Annotated in this window: 21 protein-coding genes; 3 read left to right on the top strand and 18 right to left on the bottom strand. The window is 38.1% G+C overall.

Annotated features, from left to right (window positions below; translation table 11 throughout):
• Positions 1–276: 276 nt before the first annotated feature.
• The 4 genes from AWM76_RS01490 to AWM76_RS01475 form a co-directional block, all read right to left on the bottom strand.
• Complete coding sequence (locus AWM76_RS01490; protein ID WP_003142261.1) at positions 277–1,899, bottom strand: hypothetical protein; 1,623 nt, start codon at positions 1,897–1,899, stop codon at positions 277–279.
• A 99-nt stretch (positions 1,900–1,998) separates the two neighbouring features.
• The gene (locus AWM76_RS01485; protein WP_003142262.1) at positions 1,999–2,280 is read right to left on the bottom strand and encodes a hypothetical protein; all 282 of its coding nucleotides are present in this window, start codon (positions 2,278–2,280) and stop codon (positions 1,999–2,001) included.
• A 196-nt stretch (positions 2,281–2,476) separates the two neighbouring features.
• Positions 2,477–2,761 (bottom strand): helix-turn-helix domain-containing protein, encoded by a 285-nt coding sequence (locus AWM76_RS01480; protein ID WP_039935360.1) that lies wholly within the window; start codon positions 2,759–2,761, stop codon positions 2,477–2,479.
• 302 nt (positions 2,762–3,063) lie between these two features.
• Entirely contained in the window at positions 3,064–3,282 is a 219-nt protein-coding gene (locus AWM76_RS01475) for a helix-turn-helix transcriptional regulator (RefSeq protein WP_003142267.1), read from the bottom strand.
• 155 nt (positions 3,283–3,437) lie between these two features.
• Between AWM76_RS01475 and AWM76_RS10265 the strand changes: the two genes are divergently transcribed.
• Together AWM76_RS10265 and AWM76_RS01465 are read left to right on the top strand one after the other, a co-directional pair.
• A complete protein-coding gene (locus AWM76_RS10265) occupies positions 3,438–4,106 on the top strand; it encodes a helix-turn-helix domain-containing protein (RefSeq protein WP_003142268.1) in 669 nt (222 codons plus the stop codon).
• A 66-nt stretch (positions 4,107–4,172) separates the two neighbouring features.
• Positions 4,173–5,342: a tyrosine-type recombinase/integrase gene (locus AWM76_RS01465; protein ID WP_003142269.1), complete on the top strand. Its 1,170-nt coding sequence runs from the start codon at positions 4,173–4,175 to the stop codon at positions 5,340–5,342.
• A gap of 123 nt (positions 5,343–5,465) precedes the next feature.
• On the opposite strand, the gene AWM76_RS01460 is transcribed toward AWM76_RS01465, so the two are convergent.
• The 14 genes from AWM76_RS01460 to AWM76_RS01395 all read right to left on the bottom strand — a co-directional run bounded on the left by AWM76_RS01460 (position 5,466) and on the right by AWM76_RS01395 (position 19,751).
• Positions 5,466–5,732, bottom strand: coding sequence for a type B 50S ribosomal protein L31 (locus AWM76_RS01460; protein WP_003142271.1), 267 nt, complete (start codon positions 5,730–5,732; stop codon positions 5,466–5,468).
• Between the two features lie 104 nt (positions 5,733–5,836).
• Positions 5,837–7,132 (bottom strand): transcription termination factor Rho, encoded by a 1,296-nt coding sequence (rho, locus tag AWM76_RS01455; RefSeq protein ID WP_003142273.1) that lies wholly within the window; start codon positions 7,130–7,132, stop codon positions 5,837–5,839.
• A 216-nt stretch (positions 7,133–7,348) separates the two neighbouring features.
• Complete coding sequence (locus AWM76_RS01450) at positions 7,349–8,629, bottom strand: UDP-N-acetylglucosamine 1-carboxyvinyltransferase (protein ID WP_003142275.1); 1,281 nt, start codon at positions 8,627–8,629, stop codon at positions 7,349–7,351.
• Between the two features lie 444 nt (positions 8,630–9,073).
• Positions 9,074–9,928: a class II fructose-1,6-bisphosphate aldolase gene (fba, locus tag AWM76_RS01445; RefSeq protein WP_003142276.1), complete on the bottom strand. Its 855-nt coding sequence runs from the start codon at positions 9,926–9,928 to the stop codon at positions 9,074–9,076.
• Positions 9,929–10,176: 248 nt separating this feature from the next.
• The gene (locus tag AWM76_RS01440) at positions 10,177–11,457 is read right to left on the bottom strand and encodes an NAD(P)H-dependent oxidoreductase (RefSeq protein ID WP_003142277.1); all 1,281 of its coding nucleotides are present in this window, start codon (positions 11,455–11,457) and stop codon (positions 10,177–10,179) included.
• 19 nt (positions 11,458–11,476) lie between these two features.
• The gene (locus AWM76_RS01435) at positions 11,477–12,082 is read right to left on the bottom strand and encodes an NADPH-dependent FMN reductase (RefSeq protein WP_003142278.1); all 606 of its coding nucleotides are present in this window, start codon (positions 12,080–12,082) and stop codon (positions 11,477–11,479) included.
• A gap of 36 nt (positions 12,083–12,118) precedes the next feature.
• Complete coding sequence (locus tag AWM76_RS01430; protein ID WP_003142279.1) at positions 12,119–13,063, bottom strand: FAD:protein FMN transferase; 945 nt, start codon at positions 13,061–13,063, stop codon at positions 12,119–12,121.
• A gap of 19 nt (positions 13,064–13,082) precedes the next feature.
• The gene (locus AWM76_RS01425) at positions 13,083–13,457 is read right to left on the bottom strand and encodes a YbaN family protein (RefSeq protein ID WP_003142280.1); all 375 of its coding nucleotides are present in this window, start codon (positions 13,455–13,457) and stop codon (positions 13,083–13,085) included.
• Between the two features lie 164 nt (positions 13,458–13,621).
• Positions 13,622–14,932 (bottom strand): MFS transporter, encoded by a 1,311-nt coding sequence (locus tag AWM76_RS01420; RefSeq protein ID WP_039935363.1) that lies wholly within the window; start codon positions 14,930–14,932, stop codon positions 13,622–13,624.
• A gap of 130 nt (positions 14,933–15,062) precedes the next feature.
• A complete protein-coding gene (gene pyrE, locus AWM76_RS01415; RefSeq protein WP_003142282.1) occupies positions 15,063–15,704 on the bottom strand; it encodes an orotate phosphoribosyltransferase in 642 nt (213 codons plus the stop codon).
• 12 nt (positions 15,705–15,716) lie between these two features.
• Positions 15,717–16,424 carry an orotidine-5'-phosphate decarboxylase gene (gene pyrF, locus AWM76_RS01410; RefSeq protein ID WP_003142284.1) on the bottom strand — a complete coding sequence of 236 codons (708 nt, stop codon included), beginning with the start codon at positions 16,422–16,424 and terminating at the stop codon, positions 15,717–15,719.
• A 390-nt stretch (positions 16,425–16,814) separates the two neighbouring features.
• Entirely contained in the window at positions 16,815–18,416 is a 1,602-nt protein-coding gene (locus AWM76_RS01405; protein WP_003142285.1) for a CTP synthase, read from the bottom strand.
• A gap of 232 nt (positions 18,417–18,648) precedes the next feature.
• The gene (rpoE, locus tag AWM76_RS01400; RefSeq protein ID WP_039935367.1) at positions 18,649–19,227 is read right to left on the bottom strand and encodes a DNA-directed RNA polymerase subunit delta; all 579 of its coding nucleotides are present in this window, start codon (positions 19,225–19,227) and stop codon (positions 18,649–18,651) included.
• 71 nt (positions 19,228–19,298) lie between these two features.
• Positions 19,299–19,751 (bottom strand): DUF1934 family protein, encoded by a 453-nt coding sequence (locus AWM76_RS01395; protein WP_003142288.1) that lies wholly within the window; start codon positions 19,749–19,751, stop codon positions 19,299–19,301.
• 127 nt (positions 19,752–19,878) lie between these two features.
• On the opposite strand from AWM76_RS01395, the gene AWM76_RS01390 reads away from it, so the two are divergent.
• The gene (locus AWM76_RS01390; protein WP_003142289.1) at positions 19,879–20,793 is read left to right on the top strand and encodes a lipoate--protein ligase family protein; all 915 of its coding nucleotides are present in this window, start codon (positions 19,879–19,881) and stop codon (positions 20,791–20,793) included.
• The last annotated feature ends 46 nt before the right edge of the window (positions 20,794–20,839 follow it).

Genomic DNA, 20,839 nt, shown 5'->3' with positions numbered 1-20,839 from the left:
TTTATACCTCCATATATAGGTAACCTAGTAACCTAAGTAGCTTAAATTTCCCTACACATGACAACTCAAAACACAAAATACATAAATCCCTATTTAAAGCTATTCATAACTTATTACCATTTATCTACTTCACTATTTTTCATTATCATGGTTACTTAGGTTACCCTTATGTAACTTATACGTTTTTTATAGATACCTAAGTAGTACCAAGCGATACTGTTAGGCTACCTTTTCTAAAAATATTTTTCTTAATGGCTACCTTTTACGAATCATGGGTTACCATTCCTCCAATAGTTTCAATGATTCTTTGAATAGCGATTCATCTCCAATAACATCAACTTTGATATTTTGCCCCTCAATTTTCTTTTGATGATTCAACTTAACACCGATGGCTTTAATATCATCTTGGGCTTTCTTGAATCGCAAATTGCCATAATCGCTTTCGATTGCTTTTTGCAAAATTTCGTCCCCAGCAAAGATGAAGCCTTGTTCACTAATAGTCTGTAACAAGATTTTTTGTGTTTCTGTAAACTCATCAGCAGAAAAGAAATTCTTCAATGTAACTTTTTCAAAATTGAATTTGCCATCTGAAGCTTTTAAATTATCTAAACTCAAAATCAGAAATGACAAACTAGCACTTTCAACCGCTTCATCATTAGGTGCAATGAATTTCCAATAAGGTTCAAAAACTTTGTATCTTTGTTCAGTCGTTTCTCCTTTAGGTCTATCTTTCAATGCAATATTGACAATTCGTGATTTATTGGCGGTAATTTCGTTTGTTTGAATCTGTTCATTTGTATCAAGAATCAATACTGATCTGTTCTTGAATTTGAAGTTATCTCCACCGATTGACCTACCAGTCAAAACTTCTCCAGTAGCAATCTTACGAAGTGCCACCATACCTTTGTTATCGATTTCTCCAGTTTCATTTGCGTGTGCCACTTCAGCACCGTAAAAGTTCATCCATTCGCTTTCTTTACCATAACCAGTACTGTTTACCAGCAAGTCAAAGTTGATTGGATTTACTTTGAAAATATTGTAAAAAGTTTTTAGGAATAATCCCTTACCAGTTCGCCCAAAGTCTTTCATGAAAAACATTTGTTCCGCTGGTGCAAGGTCTAATTTTCGATACATCACATAAGCGTGCATTAATGATAAGTTATTGAAGCTACCATCATCATTGGCAATCATATTGATGAAGTCGCTTGCCATTTCAAAATTAAATTCGCTATTCTTCACTTCAAAATAATCAAAATAAAGGTTATTTGAATCAGTTGGTCTTACATCTAGTAACAAATTCTTGCAATCATAGATCCAATCGATACCAGCGAATGTATAAGGCTGTATAGTGTACCCATGTTCAAAGGGACTATACTTCTCAAATAATTCTGCTAGGACTTCTAAAAAATCATTAATCCTCAATTTTTTATCAATCGGATATGTAAGAATGAATTTCACTTCATCTAGCTTTGTAAATTTCATACCCTCAACAATCAAAAAGCATTTTAATTCTTTAGAGTAGATAACTTTTTCTGCGACTAAATCGGATAAAAACCTCGCATAATTTGAGAGATGAACATACTTGAATGTGATTTTCTTCTCATCTGTTTTTTTGTCAATTTCCTCTTTAATCCGCCCATAAGCTAATCCAGTTTTCTTTGCCTTTATGGTGTAACTAAGATTGATATTGCCAATCTTTTCGTGTTTGCCATGAACAAATTTTTTGTACACAACATCCCCTTTGTTATCAAGAATTTGTTGTTCGCTGGTAATATCTGCGAAGTGCATACTCTTAATAATTTCTTTTATGCTAGATAGGTTAGGAGTATTAATTTCATCTAACACATCTCTGATTTTTTCCAATCGGTTTAATAATTCTCTAGCGATTAAATTATTCATTTTCTGAAATTTGCCCCCTTTCTTGAGGTACTTGGATAATTGATTTCTTTTGCTATATCCTCTACTTAAAAATTGAGAGAAGTGATAGCTGGTAACACATTAATTTCTTTCTGCATCTGATTTGAAATACTTTTGAACATTGCTTTCATTTTCGATTGCCTTATCAAGAATTAAATGATTAAGGTAGATAATTTGTTCAGCAAGTACAGAAAATTCATATCCTAAGAAAGCAAATTCTTCTTTATTATTTGATTGCCCAGCCTTTATCGCTTGCTCGCCCAGATCGTTCAAAATATAATCTTGAATTTCTGCGAGTACTTTAATATCATGGCTTTTGTTACCTAATTCTTCTAACTGTTCAAATTCGATTTGTTTTTTCATAATTAATTCTCCTATTCTAGTAGTACAATATTTGTTTTTATATTGAATGTTCTTTCAAAAAATGCTAAAATAGGTATAAGAAAAGACCTATTTTTTGCGAAGAAAAACTGTTCTAGCTTAGTGAAAACTCCCATTTTCATTAAGCTTTTTTTATTACCTAAATTTTGATTTAAAAGTCATGGCATTGGCGTGCTATTTAATAGACTTTTCTTTCATTCAGATACGATTCAACATCTTGCATATCAAACATTTTTTTGTTACCTAACCATACATAAGGCAATCCATTGTCAATCATTTCATTAAGTGTTGTCATACCAATACGCAAGTAATTCATCAACTCTTTTTGGTACATGTACCGCTTACCGTTGTTTTCTTTTACCGACTTCAGAACGCTTTGCAGATCACTAAGATATTCTGTGTAGATTTGTTGTTTCTGTTCTTCTCCTAGAATTACTTTCACTTCAAATTGTGGTTTTTCCATTTTCTCAACCCCCATCATTTATAGAGATAGTAGCTTTCATCCCCAGCATAGTAACGTCCTTTGTAAACTTCATTCGTAACAAGTAAGTACGAAGCCAAAAGTAATAAGATTAGAACGTACACCATCATAATTCGGAACGTTTGTTTAACCATCTGCTTCATATTTCTTTGCCCTCCATTTTGAATCGGTTCTTCTATATAAAACTTGGAAACTTACTGATCTAACACTCTTGGTTAATCAGCGACAATTATTTGTTCAATTTAATCACTCCTTTCAATGTTAAAAGAATAACTTTTGCTAACTTATTTTTCAAAAAAAATATCGTCTATTGTAATATCTGGAAAATAAGGCAACATGATTTTTTTTAAAAGTTCTTTCTCTTTATCAGAAAATGCACGTTTCCCATTTTCTTTCAAAGAATAGGTTTGTTTATTTTTAATACCTAACCTTTCCCCCATTTGTTGCTGGGTTAAACCCAGCATTGCTCTATATCCAGCAATTTTATTAATTTGAGTTTCCATCTAACTTCTCCTCCTTTTCTAAGTTGAATAACTTTTGCTAACTTTGTACTCTTATTAAACCATCTTTATTTTCAAAAGTCAACAAATAAATTAACTTTTGCTAACAAATATGCTATGATTCATATAAAGATAATTATAATAAGGAGTATTGCTATATGGATAAAATACGATTAGGAAATAAAATAAAAAGTATCAGGATGGAGAAAGGTCTTACTTTAGAAGAATTTGGAAAAAAATTCAATACTTCAAAAGTAACGATTTATAACTGGGAAATAGGCAGAAATGCACCTAACAAAAAGAATTTGGCTATTCTTGCAGATTTAGCAGGAATTTCTGTTGATGAATTATTGTATGGTACTAGAGAAGAATTGATTTCTAAAGGTGTTAAAGATGGATTACAAGATTTTTTTGATAGATCAGACAATCAAGGGTATAAGCGTGAGGATTATCAAGCCAATAAAGAAAAGTACATCACTTTGCTATCTGATTTAATTGAAGAATTTACTCAACTTTCTGAATCGGTATTACCTTATGAAGAAATATATATTAGAGTTAGGTCATGGACTGAAGAAAGATTAAACTCACTATATAATTCAGAAGCTAGAACTGAAGAAAGCTATTTGTACTTCATGCGTGATGTACTTGAAAATGCACATATTGAAATTTCAAAGTATCAACATGACCCAGCAACTCGCAAAAGTGTAGAAGATGGTATAATTTCAGATGATTTTATTAATGAAATCATTCAAGATTTGATGAATAGCAAGAAAAAAATTGGAAACAAGATGGATGAATTAGGCGTTCCCTATTCAGATTCTTTATAACAAAAAAACCTCCCACAAATTCATGGCATTGGCGTGCGAACAATGAATAATTAGAGAGGTAATAAAATGAAAATTAGTAAATATATAGATAAGAAAACCAACAAACCCATGTATCGAGTTAAAGGTTATCTAGGTACTGATCCGATTACTGGTAAGAAAATCTACAAGAATATGAGTGGCTTTGCTAAAAAAAGGGATGCAGAAATTGCAGAACGCAAGGCAAAACAAGAATTTCTAAAAGCTGGGACTACCAACACAGACCGATTGAAGTTTGAAGAAGTAGCAAAGATTTGGCTTGAAACTTATGAGATGAGTAACATCAAAGAAAGCACTTTCCAGATTCAAAGGGATATTGTGTTGAATCATATCGTGCCTAATCTAGGTAAGCACTATGTAGATAAAATTACCCCTATTATGTGCCAATCGCTGGTAAACAAGTTCACTAGAGAATTTACCAATTACAGTAACATGATTGGACTTGCTACACGCATTTTAGAGTATGCTAGAAAGACTTTGAAGCTTATTGATGATAATCCTATGAAGGACGTTGAACGCCCTAGAAAAGCACGTAAATTGAAATCTGAACGGTACGAAGCGCCATATTTTAGTAGAGAAGAATTAGTATACTTCTTGGAATGTGCCAAAAAGATGAATGATCCAAAAGCGTATGCGATTATCCATCTAATGAGTTTTACTGGTATTCGTGAGGGCGAAGCGTGTGGCTTAATGTGGAAAGACTTTGACGAAGTGAACAATACCATCACGATTGAACGTGCAATCATTCGTGGTAAAAACTTTGAAAAGAAAGTTGGGACTACAAAATCATCTGCAAGTGAACGTACTATCTCAATAGATGATGAAACCGCCCAAGTATTGAGAAATTGGAAATCTAAACAAAAAGAAATCATGTTCATGCTTGGGTACAATACCAGCGGTAAGAATCAATTCATGTTTACCAATGATAAGAATGAGATTTATCAACCCTTATATGCTTATGACCGTATTCAAGCGGTTTGCAAGAAGTTCCCAGAAATTGGGAAAATGACTGCGCATGGACTAAGACACACACATGTTACCTTATTGCTTGAAGCTGGAATGTCTATCAAAGAAGTTCAAGAACGCTTGGGACATGAAAATACGAAAATGGTACTCGAGGTGTACAGCCATATCAACAAAGAATCTAGCAAAAGGATTGGTAATGAATTTGCAGACTTTGTGAAAAAGGTAAACGGATAATTTCCTATAAATCATGTTCGCTTTTAATAAAAAGTTGGCAAAAAGTTGGCAGAAAATAAAAAAAGAACCCTACTGCGTGAACAGTAGAGTTCCAAAACCTTGTTATTACAATGTTTTTGAAGCTTATGCTTCTTCTGCGTTTTCGTCTTTGAAACCGTATTTTTTGTTGAAACGGTCCACACGACCATCTGCTTGTGTGAATTTTTGACGTCCAGTGTAGAATGGATGTGAGTCTGATGAAGTCTCAACACGGATTAATGGGTAAGTGTTACCATCTTCCCACTCAACTGTTTCAGCAGAATGAACTGTTGAACCAGATAAGAATTTGTATCCTGTACTTGTATCCATAAATACTACTGGATGGTAATCTGGATGAATCTCTTGTTTCATTTGTACATACTCTCCTTTTCGCCCTGAACTTCTGCAGCCCAGAGATTATTTTTAACATAACACGAGTAGTCTATCACAATGCACTATCACTTTCAAGTAGATATTTATGATTTACCCTTGTTTTTTCCTTTGGATAAAAAGACATCAAGCCGGTCAATAAACTGTTCATTGGTTTCAGTTTTCTTCATTTCCTTCAGCATTTCATTGGTATAAACCAACATATCGCCCTTCATCGTCTGGCGCAATTTCCATAAAACTTTCAAGGCCGACTCATCATGCAACAACTCTTCCTTACGAGTAGATGAACGACGAATATCAATCGCTGGGAAGACACGAGATTCTGCCAAGTCACGAGATAAGTGAATCTCCGCATTACCCGTACCCTTGAACTCCTCGTAAATCATATCGTCCATACGAGAACCAGTATCTACTAAAGCTGTCGCTAAAATAGTCAAGGAGCCCCCATCTTCAATATTACGGGCTGACCCAAAGAATTTCTTCGGCTTATAGAATGCAGCTGGATCAATACCACCAGATAAAGTCCGGCCACTCGGCTTCTCAACCAAGTTGTAAGCACGGGCTAAACGCGTAATTGAATCCATCAAAATAACCACATCACGCTTATCTTCCACCAAACGACGCGCCCGTTCTAAAACCAATTCCGCAATCCGCACATGGTTTTCAGGTCGTTGATCAAAAGTAGACGAAACCACTTCCCCATCAATTGATCGCTCTAAATCCGTCACCTCTTCAGGACGCTCATCAATTAACAGCATAATCAACTCAACATCCGGATTATTAGCTGTAATTCCGTTGGCGATTTCCTTCATCAAGACCGTCTTACCAGCCTTAGGAGGTGCCACAATCAAACCACGTTGACCGTAACCAACAGGCGAAATCAAATCTATCATCCGCGCAGACAAACGTCCAGGCGTCGACTCCAACCGTAATTGCTCATCCGGATAAACAGGGGTCAAGGCTGGGAAATGCGCCCGTTCCTTCGCCTCATCTGGGTCCTTACCATTCACCGCATACACATGCATCAAGCCCAAGTACCGCTCAGAAGCCTTAGGCGGACGAGCTGTACCTGACACCAAATCCCCATTCCGCAAACCAAACCGGCGAATCTGAGAATTCGAAATATAAATATCCTCCTGACTAGGCGAATAATTAATAGACCGCAAGAAACCAAAATCAGACCCTGTAATATCAAGCACACCCTCGACATTCATAAAGCCCTGACTCACCTCTTGCGCCCGCAAGACAGCCATAATCAGCTCTTTCTTATTCATTTGGCTATAATAAGGGACCTTATACGCCTTCGCATACTGGTAAATCTCCTTCAAAGTCATAGCCTGCAAACTATGCAACTTCACGTGTTCTTGCTCATTATCTGACATAAAAAAACCTTCATTTCTATCAATACTTAGTTACTTTCTGGAAAAGGATGACCGCCTAGAAGCTGAGTGCATAAAGATGTCGCTAGCTATTATGAAGCCAGCAGCTCCTTGGGTCTAAGAAGTGTTAAGAGAGGACTTGCTTGTTGTTTGGGTAGAAATGTAAAGGACTGCGACACCCTTGCCACAGTCCTAACATGCATCACTACAGCGACAACATTAGTTTACTGTAGAATAATCGTATTGTACCAATTGAATATCAGCACCTAAAGCTGACAATTTCTCATCGATATGGTCATAACCACGTAAAATATTACCGGCACCATATAATTCAGTTTCACCTTCAGCCATTAACCCAGCAATCACTAGACCAGCACCAGCACGTAAGTCTGAAGCCGTCACAGTTGCACCTGTTAATTGGTTAGGGCCAGTGTAAGTAATTTGGTCATTGTGTTCTTCAATATTTGCACCCATACGCGCCAACTCAGGCACATGTTTCACACGTTTTGGATAAATCGTATCTACTAATTTACCGTTACCATTCGCTGTTAATAATAATGGCGTAACAGGTTGTTGTAAGTCAGTTGCAAAACCTGGGTATGGCGCTGTTTTAATATCCACAGCTTTTAATTGACCGTCATTTGGATGAATATAGATAGCATCATCGCTGATGTCCATTTTGACACCCATCTCACGTAATTTCGCTAGGAAACTTTCAATATGTTCAGCAATGACGTTCTTGACAGTAACCCCTTGGCCAACTGCCGCAGCAGCTGCAATATAAGTACCGGCTTCGATACGGTCAGGAATTTGTTGGTGAGAAGCACCGTGCATCTCGTCCACACCTTCGATACGGATAGTAGAAGTACCCACACCTTTAATCTTAGCACCCATCTTGTTTAATAACATAGCGATATCAATGATTTCAGGTTCGCGGGCTGCATTTTCAATGACAGTTATCCCTTTAGCGCGAGAAGCTGCCAACATAATGTTGATGGTTGCGCCGACGCTGACAACATCTAGGTAAATTTCAGTACCTGTAAGACCATTACCGTTAGTTGTTAAATGCATAGCACCTAATTCGTTGCTTACTTCAGCACCTAAAGCTTCAAAACCTTTTAAGTGTAAATCCATTGGACGAGGCCCCAAGTTACAACCACCTGGTAAACCAACAACACCCTCACCGTATTTACCTAATAAGGCACCCATGAAGTAGTAAGACGCGCGCAAGCTTTGGATCTTACCATCAGGCATTGGGCTATTTTCCATGTTCGATGGGTCAATACGCATGACATGCTCGTTGAAATCAACCTTTACATTAAAGTCTTTCAATATTTCAATTAAAGCGAACACGTCGTCAATTTCCGGTACGCCCTCAATTACCACCGGTGAATCCGCCATAATCGCTGCAGGAATTAGCGCAACTGCACTATTCTTCGCTCCAGAAACCGTAATCTCACCCTTTAACGGATTACCACCCTTGATGATAAATTTTTCCATTATAAAACCCCTCACTCATCGTTTTCATTTTCGTTTTATTTACGTTATGTTTTCATTCTTTTAATTACATAGTCTAGCTCTTATTTGTTCATTAATTACCTATACTCGTCACACATGCTATTTTTGCATACTTTTCCTATTTTATGATAGATAATGCAAGATTGATTATACATAATTCTCTATGATATAACTACCGTCCCCACCAATTTTAATGGTTTTTTTAACTTCTATGTAAAATTTGACATATATATAATCAGTTATAGGAGCCATTTAATTTATTATAACCCACGAACTAACCAATATTCATCCGATATATTTAAACAACTTGGAAAAAGGGCAATTTCACGTAAATTTGAGGATTTCAAGTACAAAAAAAGAGCAACAACCAAAAGGTCATTGCTCGAAAAAGGATATGTAAAGCGAAAATTCACTGGCTAAAATGAATTATGCTTTGTTTGATGAACCAAACATACGTAATGTTTCACGTGCTGTTTTAACGATCGCAGCTTTACCTGGTGCTAAAACTTTACGTGGGTCGTATACTTTGTCATCGTTGTTTAAGTTTTCACGAACTGCAGCAGTAAATACGATTTGTAATTCAGTATTTACGTTGATTTTCGCATGACCGCGTTCGATAGCTTTTTTGATTTGTTCTTCTGGAATACCTGAACCACCGTGTAATACTAATGGTGTGTTTGTGTATTCAGAAATTTCTTTCATTTCATCGAAACCTAAAACAGGTTCGCCTGAGTAAGGACCATGAACTGAACCTAAGGCTGCAGCTAATGCATCGATACCCGCTTCGTCAACGATACGTTTACATTCTTCTTTATCTGCGTAGTTGATACCAGCAGTAACGCCGTCTTCAGTACCACCAACAGTACCGATTTCACCTTCAACAGAAGCGCCACGTTCGTGTGCGTATTCTACAACTTGTTTAGTCATAGCGATGTTGTCCTCAATTGGGTGATGAGAACCATCGATCATTACTGAAGTGTATCCAGCGTCGATTGCACGTTTACAAGTTTCAAAAGATGAACCGTGGTCTAAGTGTAATGCAACAGGAACAGTGATTTCCATTGTTTCAATTAAAGCTTTAACCATAGCGGCAACAACTTCTGGGCCACCCATGTATTTACCAGCACCCTCAGAAACACCTAAAATTACTGGTGAGTTTTCTGCTTGGGCTGCTTCTAAAACAGCTTGAGTCCATTCCAAGTTGTTAATGTTTAATTGTGCTACTGCATATTGACCGTCTTTCGCTTTTGTCAGCATGTCGACCATGTTTTCTAATGGCATAAATAGATCCCCCTGATTTTTAATTTTGATGTGCTCGTGCTTATTGTAACCCTTATCAATTGCATTTTACAAGAGTTTTGTCTCATAAAAAATTAAATATTAATTGATGCCATAAAATAACAATTCGCAAACGCATACATCGTTTTTATTATTCTGTTCATACAATTTTTGCAATAATAATCCTAATCGTGTATAGGCTTTTTTGACTGAAAATAATCATTTTCCCCTAAACCAGGCTATTCCACTGACTAAGACTGGCTAGCACTCGAATCTTCATCAGTAGCAATAGCTGCAGTGGTTGTATCTGCTACTTCTGCATCACTTGCACCACTTTTAGCATCAGCTTCCACAGCGTTTTTGTCATCGTGACTCCATGCACCATTCATTGAAGCGCTAGTTGAAGCATCAGTTGTATCTTCCTCAATTTTCACTAACTTTTGTCCTGTTTGTTCTAGATACCACTCAATTACAGGTTGCAAGTCTAAAACATGCTCGTTGATTCCACGATACTTACCATCTTCATCATGCATAGCCACATAATTATGGACAACATAATTTTCTTTATGGATTGGTACGTGTACATGAACACCTTCCATGTTTCCTGACCGCAATTGAGAGATTACCCAAGAAACGTTCTTCACAGCACGTGGTGGGTGAACAGCACCAAGTGGGCTACCAACATCTTTTTCGTAACGAGAAGCAAACATGTCTTGACCAGGTTTCACGCGATTATAATAGATGTATTGGTTATTTTCATCTGCATAAGTCAATTCAAGAGGAATTGTCTTTAAGAACCAGTTTAATTGGTCTACTGTTAACAACCCTCTATCCAGTTTCACATAGGTATCACCTTCGACAGCGCCCACTTTTGCTGCAGCTTGCTCAACCCAATCCGGTGCGGTCATGTCTACACCCTCAATGGTTGTGTCACAATGCTTAGTTGCAGTTAAATCTTCCTCAGGGAATACGGGGTTATCTTTAAGTGGTTGAACAGATTCAACGTACTTCATAAACTTCTCTAAGCTACCTTTCAAGAAACTTACAGTGCTAGGTTCAACCAAATCACCATTAGCGTTGATTGCCTCTTTACAATTTCCTAATAGGAACTCTTGCCCTGGCATGACTAAAGCATCAATTCCTGGTGCCTCAAGAATTTGACGTAAGTGTAATTGTGATCGTGATGTTCCTTGATCTAGATAAGAAGCACCGATGATTTTTACAGGTTTATTTTTCAATGGATGAATTGTGAAGGATAACCATTCCAATGCACTCTTCAATGGCCCTGGCGTTGTATGGTTGTGCTCCGCTGTAGCAATAATCACACCATCTGCTTGGCGGATTTTCCGATTCAATGTATGAACAGGCCCCTCCGTCGCTAACTCCGGGTTATCTTGGTTGAATAAAGGTATTTGGTCAATTTCAAGAATCTCTAGATCAAATAAATCAGTGAATTCTCTTTGAATATATTGTAACAATAAACGGTTATATGATTTTTCAGCAGTTGAGCCAACAATTCCAACAATTTTCATTTTGTCACCCTAGTCCTTTCTACTTGGTCCACTCGTAGTTTTCAGCAGCTGCTTTTGTATCAGTTCTTAGCTGCGTAAATTCTTGTGTATGATCAATAAATTGAATAAATTCGGTAAAAATAGCTTCTAATTGTTCAACAGATTTTTGGTTACTTAAATCACCATCATCATCAAAAGCTTGTAAAGAATTTCCTAATAAAAATTCTGAATTTGGTATCACACGTGCTCTAATATCTGGTGAGTCTAGAATTTGGCGCAAGTGCATTTGTGCTCTAGAAGATCCTAAACGACCGTTAGAAGCACCAGTAATCATAATTGGTTTATCTGCTAAGGGATAAATATAATAGCTTAACCAATGTAAGGCATTAGTTAGTGAAGAAGTAATGGAATGATTATATTCTGCAGCACTAATAATAACCGCATCTGCTTGCTCGATTTTTTTCGCGTCCTCTTCAACAATATTTGGAAGTGTCTTATCTTCTGGTTTAGTAAATATTGGATAATCACGGATTTCCAATAATTCAATTTCAGCTTGATCTGCAAAATGTTTCTGAATATATTTAAGAAGTTTTCTATTAGTAGATTTCTTAGAATTTGTACCTACGATTCCGATAATATGCTTCATGATTTTCTGTCCTTTCTATAGTAGAAATATAACCTGCTAACAAATAAGTTCAACTTTGCCCTCTAAACCAGATGTATAGGTAACTTGTCCCTGTCGGTCAACAACCAACACTTCAATCTGGTCTATTTGTTCTGCTTGATTGATAATTGCTTCCTTAGATAAGGGAAACAATCGCGTAGTCCAAATCTCACCATCTAACGAAGATTCACTTACCACAGTGACACTGCGAACGTACGCTTGAAAGGGCTTACCATTTGTGGAATCTAAAATATGGTGGTAAAGATGTCCATCCTGTTCGAATACACGTACGTAATCCCCTGACGTTACAACCGATCGGTTACTTAAATCGACAATGGCCTTGTGATAACCACGCGTTTGGTCAGGATCTTGGATACCTATACGCCATTGTGTACTTTCTGTATGATTGGGTCGATGGCCATAGAATCTAAGGTTACCACCAAGATTAATAGATGCCCTGGTTACGCCTTGATCTTTGAAATAAGCGATAATTTGATCTGCTGCATACCCTTTCGCAAGCGCACCTAGATCGATCGACATCCCTGGCTTAGCAAGGTAAACTGTTTTTTCTATTTCATCCAGATGAATTTCATTCGGGTCTACTAAAGTCAGCCGGTCCTCAATCTCTTGCTGGCTAGGTTTACGATAATCCGCAAAACCAATCCGCCACAAGTTAACTAAAGGCCCAATAGCTATATTTAGCTTTCGTCCCGATGTAATACTTTCTTTTTTACCGATTTGAATGAGATGAAATAGCTCTGGATGAACGTGTACAGCCTTTAATCCTGCCATTTGATTAACCGCCATTAATTCAGAAGATGGGTCATTCGCTGAAAAACGCGCTTCCAATTGAAACAAACGCTGGACTGCAGCAAGTAATAAAGAATTGCTATTTGGATGGTCAACCATTAGGTCAATCGTCGTACCCATCAAATTTATAGAATGCCGTTGCTCAAAGTCCAAATCACTAGCCTCCAACTCCTTAAACCTCTTCCACCCTAAATAGTAGAAAGTAACCAAAAACTAAACCGCAAACGCCTACAAAAATTTGTACACCTCTTAACGGCATAAGTAACATTGATAAACCCATCACAAGATAAGTTGTCATTAGGATATGAACTTTTTTGCGCCTGCTGATACCACCTTGTCGCTTAAATTCGCCAACATACCGTTCATATAAACGAGTAGATTCTAACCAGCTTTTAAATCGCGGTGAACTTCGCGTGAAAAACCAGCCAGCAAGCAACAAGAAAGGGGTTGTCGGTAGAACAGGTAATATGACACCTACACTCCCTAGGACCACACTTAACAAGCCCAAAATTAGAAAACCCTTCTCTTTAATAGTCCTCATTTCCATTACTCACTCCTTGAAAAAATATTCACATGATAGTTCTACCTCAAATTACCAAATTACATTTATTTCGTCAATGAAATATCCAAATACTAAAAAGAGGGTGCAACATTTGTGTTACACCCTCTAAAATATGTCTTATTTTATTATCAACCTTGAACAAAATTGTATTACTTATCTAGCGCCTTATGACGAATATTTAATTGATGTTGTTCATAGTTCGCTTGCTTTAGTTGCGGCAAACTCATCATAGCGATAAAGCTGACTAGATAAAGGCTTGCTAAGAAAAGCATGACCATACCTACACCTGAAGCATCTAAGATAAAACCAATGATAACTGATGAAAAACCACCCACTGCACGTCCAACATTCAAAATAGTGTTATTGGCGATGGCATTCACTTTAAATGGATACAAACGAGAAATCATTGCACCATAGCCTGCGAACATCCCGTTTACGAAGAAACCAACGACGGCACCACCGATTAAGATGGTCATAGCCGAGTTGGCAAAAGTGAACAAGTAAACTGAAACTGCCGATGCAATTAAATACATACCATAAGACAATCTTGGCCCTAATCTATCTAAAATTTGCCCAAATGTCAGCATTCCCAGGCACATACCCAAGATCGTCGTTACCATCCAAGTAGATGATCCAGAAACAGTTACCCCAACTTGTTCTTGCATGATTGTTGGTAACCAGTTCATCATCCCAAAGTAACCAGCGATTTGAACAGTTGTCATCACCATTAAAATCAAAGTCTGGTAAGTTTGGCCCGGTGTCTTGAACAAGTCTCTAATAGCAGGCTTCTCCTTGTCATCAACGTCTACAAGGTCTTCTGTGACTTCGTCTGTGTTAATACCTAATTCATCTTCATTAATGGTTAATTTAGCCCACACAACAACTAGGATTGGTAAGATGCCGAATAGGAACAAGCCTCTCCAACCAAGCGTTGGCACGATAAAACCTGCTAGAAGCGCCGAACTGATGGAACCGATTTGGCCGACAATCCCGTTCAAGGATGAAATCCGGCCTAATTGTTTAGCAGGAACAAGTCCGGCCATAATCGAGATGGCTACCCCGTACTCACCACCAACCCCGATACCCGCGATAAAGCGTAATAGGTATAGGTATTGAATATTTGGCGTGAAGAAGATTAAAGCTGTTGCGATAGAGAAAGTTAGAATCGTTAAGTAGAAAACCTTCATTTTGTCCCAACGGTCAGCTAAGACACCGAATAGTAAACCTCCAGCTAACATCCCTAAGTTGGTAATTGTCGCGATCCAGCCGGCAGCTACACTCGAAATCCCTAGTTGGCTGATGATAGATGACATTGAAAATGATAAGAACATCACGTTCAAATCATCTGTCCCTGATGCAACAATAGCAGCAATTAAGGCATTACGTTGCGATTTGTTTAACTTGTGATCTTCCGCTTGTAATGCATCTCTTCTTGTATTTTTTTCGATTATTTTTTCCATTTTTGTGCTCCTTTTTTGATAAAACTGGTGTAATTCCCTCATTTAATCACCATAAAAATAAAAATGGGCAAAAAAAAAATAAGGACATAAATCTGGTAAAGCTGTTATTTGTATAGTAGGTTAGGTCAACTTAACCGTGTTTTTCAGACCAAGCTTTAGGGTCTTTGTACCATTCCATCAACTTGTCATAATGTGGTGATAATTTAGGATCTTTTACTGCGTAATCCAAAATCTTCACATAGTTTGTCAAAGTCATTAATGGATAGCCAGCTTGTTCGAAAGCATCTTTTGAAGCTGCTAATAAGTAGTCAAAAATAGCTACTGCTGCGATGACTTCTCCGCCTGCTTCTTGAATTTTATCTGCTGCCGTAATGACGCTTCCACCTGTTGAAATTAGGTCTTCAATGATCACTACTTTTGCGCCCGCTTCTAAAGCACCTTCAATGGCGTTTTGTTTACCGTGGTCTTTGGCTGAAGAACGTACATAGATCATTGGTAAATCTAAGCGTTCACTTACAAAGGCTGCATGAGGGATACCAGCAGTTGCTGTCCCTGCAATTACATCTACACCAGGAAAGTTCTCTTTAATCAACTCTGCCAGTGCATCTTCTACAGTTGTACGCACACTCGGGTATGACATGATTAGTCGGTTATCTGTATAAATCGGTGCTTTAAGTCCGCTTGCCCAAGTATATGGTGCCTCAGGGCTAAAGTTTACTGCCTTAATCTCTAGTAATTTTTGTGCTACTAAATCCGCTTTTTCTACTGTCATCTTGCACCCTCCTTATTGTCCAGACCAATCAGCTGTGATTTGGTCATAAGTGACTTTTGAATTATCCGCTTGTGTAATTGGTCGTCCCACCACGATGTAGTCAGAACCACCTTGCGCCGCTTGGCTTGGCGTCATGATTCGTTTTTGGTCATCCGCAACAGAAGTAGCTAAACGGATACCCGGTGTAATCGTTTGGAAGTCTTCCCCACAAGCCTCTTTAATAGCTGCTGCTTCAAGTGGTGAACAAACCACACCATCAAGGCCCGCTGCTTTCGTTAATTTAGCGTAGCGCAATACTGAATCCAATACTTCACCTGGAATGCCTTGTTCTTCGTTCATTTGTTCAGTAGAAGTGGACGTTAATTGAGTGACACTAATTAACATAGGGCGTTTACCTGTCGAACCTGCCTCTAAACCACGAAGCGCTGCTTGCATCATCTCTTTCCCACCTGCCGCATGTACATTGACCATTGCAACACCAGTACTGGCTAAAATGGCCATTGCTCGCTCAACAGTATTTGGAATATCATGTAATTTCAAGTCTAAGAAAATGTCGTGGCCTTTTGCTTGTAACTCTTTTAGGAAAGCTGTCCCACCAGCATAAAACAATTCCATACCTACTTTTATATTTAGTTGTTGACCTTGGAACTGATCAAGGAACGCAAATACCTCTTCTTGATTAGGAAAATCTAAGGCAATAATTGGTTTCTTCGGATCCACGTGGCACTTCCTCTCATATTTTTCTGTTATCTTTTCATTTTTTTCTCATTTATCTAAAAATGGGCAAAAAAAATAACCAACAACGAAACAAGGTTGCTGATTATATACTAGCGGATGCTGGTTTTAAAATTTGTTCACTGACAAAATAAAGTGGTTATTCTTGTGAGCGAACAGCTCTTATGTTCAGGGCATCCTTACGCTAGTGCAGTTTCCCCTGTTTTTACTCTGTTGGCTATTGTACCGACTTAGAAAGTTAGAGTCAACACATATTTTAATAAAATATTTACAATTATTATTAAAGACTGTCATATCAACTATCGTACCGATAAAAAAATCCGCTCCTTTATACGAAACGTACAAAAAGAACGGATAATTTGCATTTTATAATTCTTACGCTTCTAAGGCTGCGCCAATAAAGCCATTAAAGATTGCTTGTGGACGGTCTGGACGTGAGATGAATTCTGGGTGGAATTGAGATGCCACAAAGAATGGATGTTCTGGAATTTCTACGATTTCAACTAAATTACCATCTGGAGAAGTCCCTGAGAAGACCATACCTGCCGCTTCGAATTCTTCACGGTAAGCATTGTTAAATTCCCAACGGTGACGGTGACGTTCTTCAACTAAAGCTTCATTATTGTATAATTCACGTGCTTTAGAACCTTCTTTAAGGGCACAAGGGTATAAACCTAAACGTTGTGTACCACCTAAGTTTTCTAGTCCTGATTGTGTTGTCATCAAGTCAATTACTGGATGTTCAGTGTTTGGATTGATTTCTGTAGAGTTGGCATCTGTGTAACCTAAAACGTTACGTGCAAACTCGATAGAAGCTACTTGTAGACCTAAACAGATACCTTGGAATGGTACATTGTTTTCACGTGCATATTTAATTGCTTGGATTTTACCTTCAATACCACGGTTACCAAATCCACCTGGTACTAAGATACCGTCAGCATTGCCAAGGATCTCTTGTACGTTTTCCGCTGTAATGGTTTCAGAGTCGATCCAGTCGATGTCAATTTCTGCGTCATGGGCATAGCCGGCGTGGCGTAATGATTCTGCTACTGATAGGTAAGCGTCTTGAAGAGATACGTATTTACCTACTAAAGCGATTTTCACTTTCTTAGATAGGTTTAGTACACGATTTTCAAGGTTACGCCATTCACGCATATCAGCTTCTGGTGTTTCGTCTAGACCTAATACTTCACATACTTTATCGTCTAAACCTTCTTGTTGTAGACGCAATGGTAGTGTGTAGATTGTTTCTACATCACGGTTTTCGATAACGGCATCTTCTTCAACGTCACAGAATTGTGCGATTTTTGCAGTCATACCGTCTGGTAGTGGATGCTCTGAACGTACAACTAAGATATTAGGTTGAATCCCCATACCACGTAATTCTTTCACCGAGTGTTGCGTAGGTTTTGTTTTCAATTCACCAGCTGCTGCAATATATGGCAGTAATGTTGTGTGGATATAACAAACATTATCTGCGCCAACTTGTGAACGCATTTGACGTAATGCTTCAACGAATGGTGTTGATTCAATATCCCCAACAGTACCACCAACCTCAGTAATCACGACATCAGCGCCTGTTGTATCACCTGCACGTAAGATTTTATCTTTGATTGAGTCAGTGATGTGTGGAATGACTTGGACAGTTGCCCCTAAGTAGTCCCCGCGACGTTCTTTGTTGATAACTTCTGAGTAAATTTTACCAGTTGTTACGTTTGAATATTGATTTAAGTTGATATCAATAAAACGTTCGTAGTGACCTAGGTCTAAGTCAGTTTCAGTTCCATCGTTTAATACAAATACTTCCCCGTGTTGATAAGGGCTCATAGTACCTGGGTCAACGTTAATGTATGGATCAAATTTTTGGATGGTTACTTTTAAACCTCTATTTTTTAATAAACGTCCTAAAGATGCTGCTACTAAACCTTTACCGATTGAAGAAACTACCCCACCGGTTACAAAAATATACTTTGTCATGATATCCTTCCTTTTCTAAAAATTTTTATGCTTACATAAGAAGGGAGATGCGGATAACTATTTTCCTTAGAAAAAATAAAAAAATCCCCATCTTTCCTAGGAAAGACAGGGAGTAACGTGTTCATCTCACAATAGTTATGAAACTAAAGTGCCCAAAAAGAATAATAATTCATTTACTTATTCGAGTCAAGGAAAAACAACATGTTTTTTTATAGAGGTTTAGAAATCTTTGTTAGAAGTCTTCTTCGTCTTCCTCATCATCATCTTCGTCAACTAAGCTAAGGTCGCCTTCAAGACCATCTTCAAGATCGTCTTCTTCCTCGTCGTCGCCTAATTCCCCTAAATCAGAAGAGTAAGCTGCGATTTCGTCTTCTTCATCTTCTTCTTCGTCATCGTAATCTTCTTCGTCTTCAACGTAGTCCACATCTTCTGGGTCGTCAGACGCGTAGTCAATTAAATCGTCATCTTCAACAGACGCCAATAGACTCTTGCTACCTTTGTGTTTCGCTTTAATATCGTCGTCATCAATAGAAGAAACAATTTCTTCATCGATTGAATCAACTGCATACCACTCACGTAAGCCCCAACGGTTTTCACCTAAAGAGATAAAACTACCATCATAGTTCATTTCTGTGTAGAAATTCGCCATTTTGCTTTCTAATTCATCTTGTGGCATATTCAAGAAATCTTGAATTTCAGCTAATAAATCATTGAACTCGAATACATTATTCGTTTCCACTAAAATTTGGTATGCGACTTCAACCATTGATAACTGTTCTTTGTTTTGACCAGCAAATCCTTTTAATTCCACTACTAGTTCATCCTTTCGCCTTATAACCAACGCACTTGTGATTAATCGTCTAGTATATCCATTATATATTACTACACATGGGCCCTTGTTTGCAATTCGATTTGGTATTGACCAATCATTTCTTCTGATTGGTATAAGTTGTATGCCATCTGGGCATTAAAGGTATCCGCATCGTTTTGATCTACATTAAGTAAATTTAATTGTCCTTGGAAAGTAATTGCTTGTGCATCTGTCACATGGTAGAGGATATCCGTTTTTTTACCTTTGACTAGATTCATTGTCGTTTCTGTACGGTTCACTTGACGACGGATAGTCACTTTATCGTTAGCTTCAAATTTTAAACGAACCGCTACGATGTTTTCAGTGATTTTTTCTTCATATTCTACATAAATAGCCTCGCCGACTTCATAGTAGTAACCCTTTGTTTTAGTGGTAAACTCCTCTTGCACTTGTTGGCCATCACGATCTTGTTGGATATAGTTTTTAACTTTTAACTGGATTGCTTGTTTACCAGCATTTGCCATTTGGCAACCTCCTCTAATGACAATTTTTCTTGTATATTTAACCTCTCCTATTCTAACACGATTCGCTTAGACTTCAAAGATTGGATACTTTTGAAACCGCCGTCAAACAGGGGAAACAGCTACTTTTATGGTACAATATAGACAAATTGGCGGGAAGGACTTTCACATGATGTTTGACGACTTTAAAACAATCGACAAACCGCTGGCTATGGCGGTCTATAAAGATATTACTCAAAATAATCAAGCCTATGGTTTAGAGGAGGCAGATAAAGCCTTGTTACCCTTTGCAGTTGATGATGCCATCTTGAATGCTATTAACCAAGAAACTTTTGAAGCGCCCTTAGCCATTCATTTCTGGCCAACCCGCCCAACCGTTATCCTTGGGGGGTTGGACACCAGGCTACCAGACTTTAATCAAGCTGTGACTTGGCTGTATGAGGACCAAGCCATTTTGCCAGTTGTACGACCAGCTGGTGGTTTAGCGGTTGTATCTGACCCAAATGTCTTGAACGTGACCCTATTGATGGACACCAAAAACCAAGCCTTTACCATTGATCAGGCTTATGAATTTATCGTCGCACTCTTACAAGAAATGATGAACGCATATGGTATATCACTAGAAGTCGGGGAAGTCGCGACCTCCTACTGCCCTGGTAAATTTGACGTATCCATTCGTGGGCAAAAAGTAGCCGGTATTGCCCAACGTAGAATCGGTCATGCAGTAGGGATTTACCTCTACATGTCAATCACCGGAGATCAAGCCAGTCGCGGCCAATTAGTCGCTGATATGTATCATGAGGGGCAGGCGAACCAAGACGAAAAAGGTCGCTATCCTCAAGTTGACCCAAGTGTCATGGCCAACTTGTCCGACTTTGCGCCTATCGATACTGTCGAAAAATTTGTTGATGACCTATTAACGGTGATTGCGGATGCTGGGGTTGAATTAGACGAACGAAGTCAAGAGACTTTGGATACGGCGACTTATAGCCAACGAATGCAGAAACGAAACCAAGTCCTTTACGATATATTAGCAAATCAATAGATAGAAACCACCCGCCTTCACGTATAAATATAGAGAGGCAGAATTT

Source organism: Aerococcus viridans (assembly GCF_001543285.1).
Classification (GTDB): Bacteria; Bacillota; Bacilli; order Lactobacillales; family Aerococcaceae; genus Aerococcus; species Aerococcus viridans.
This window is presented reverse-complemented; position numbering and strand designations above follow the sequence as displayed.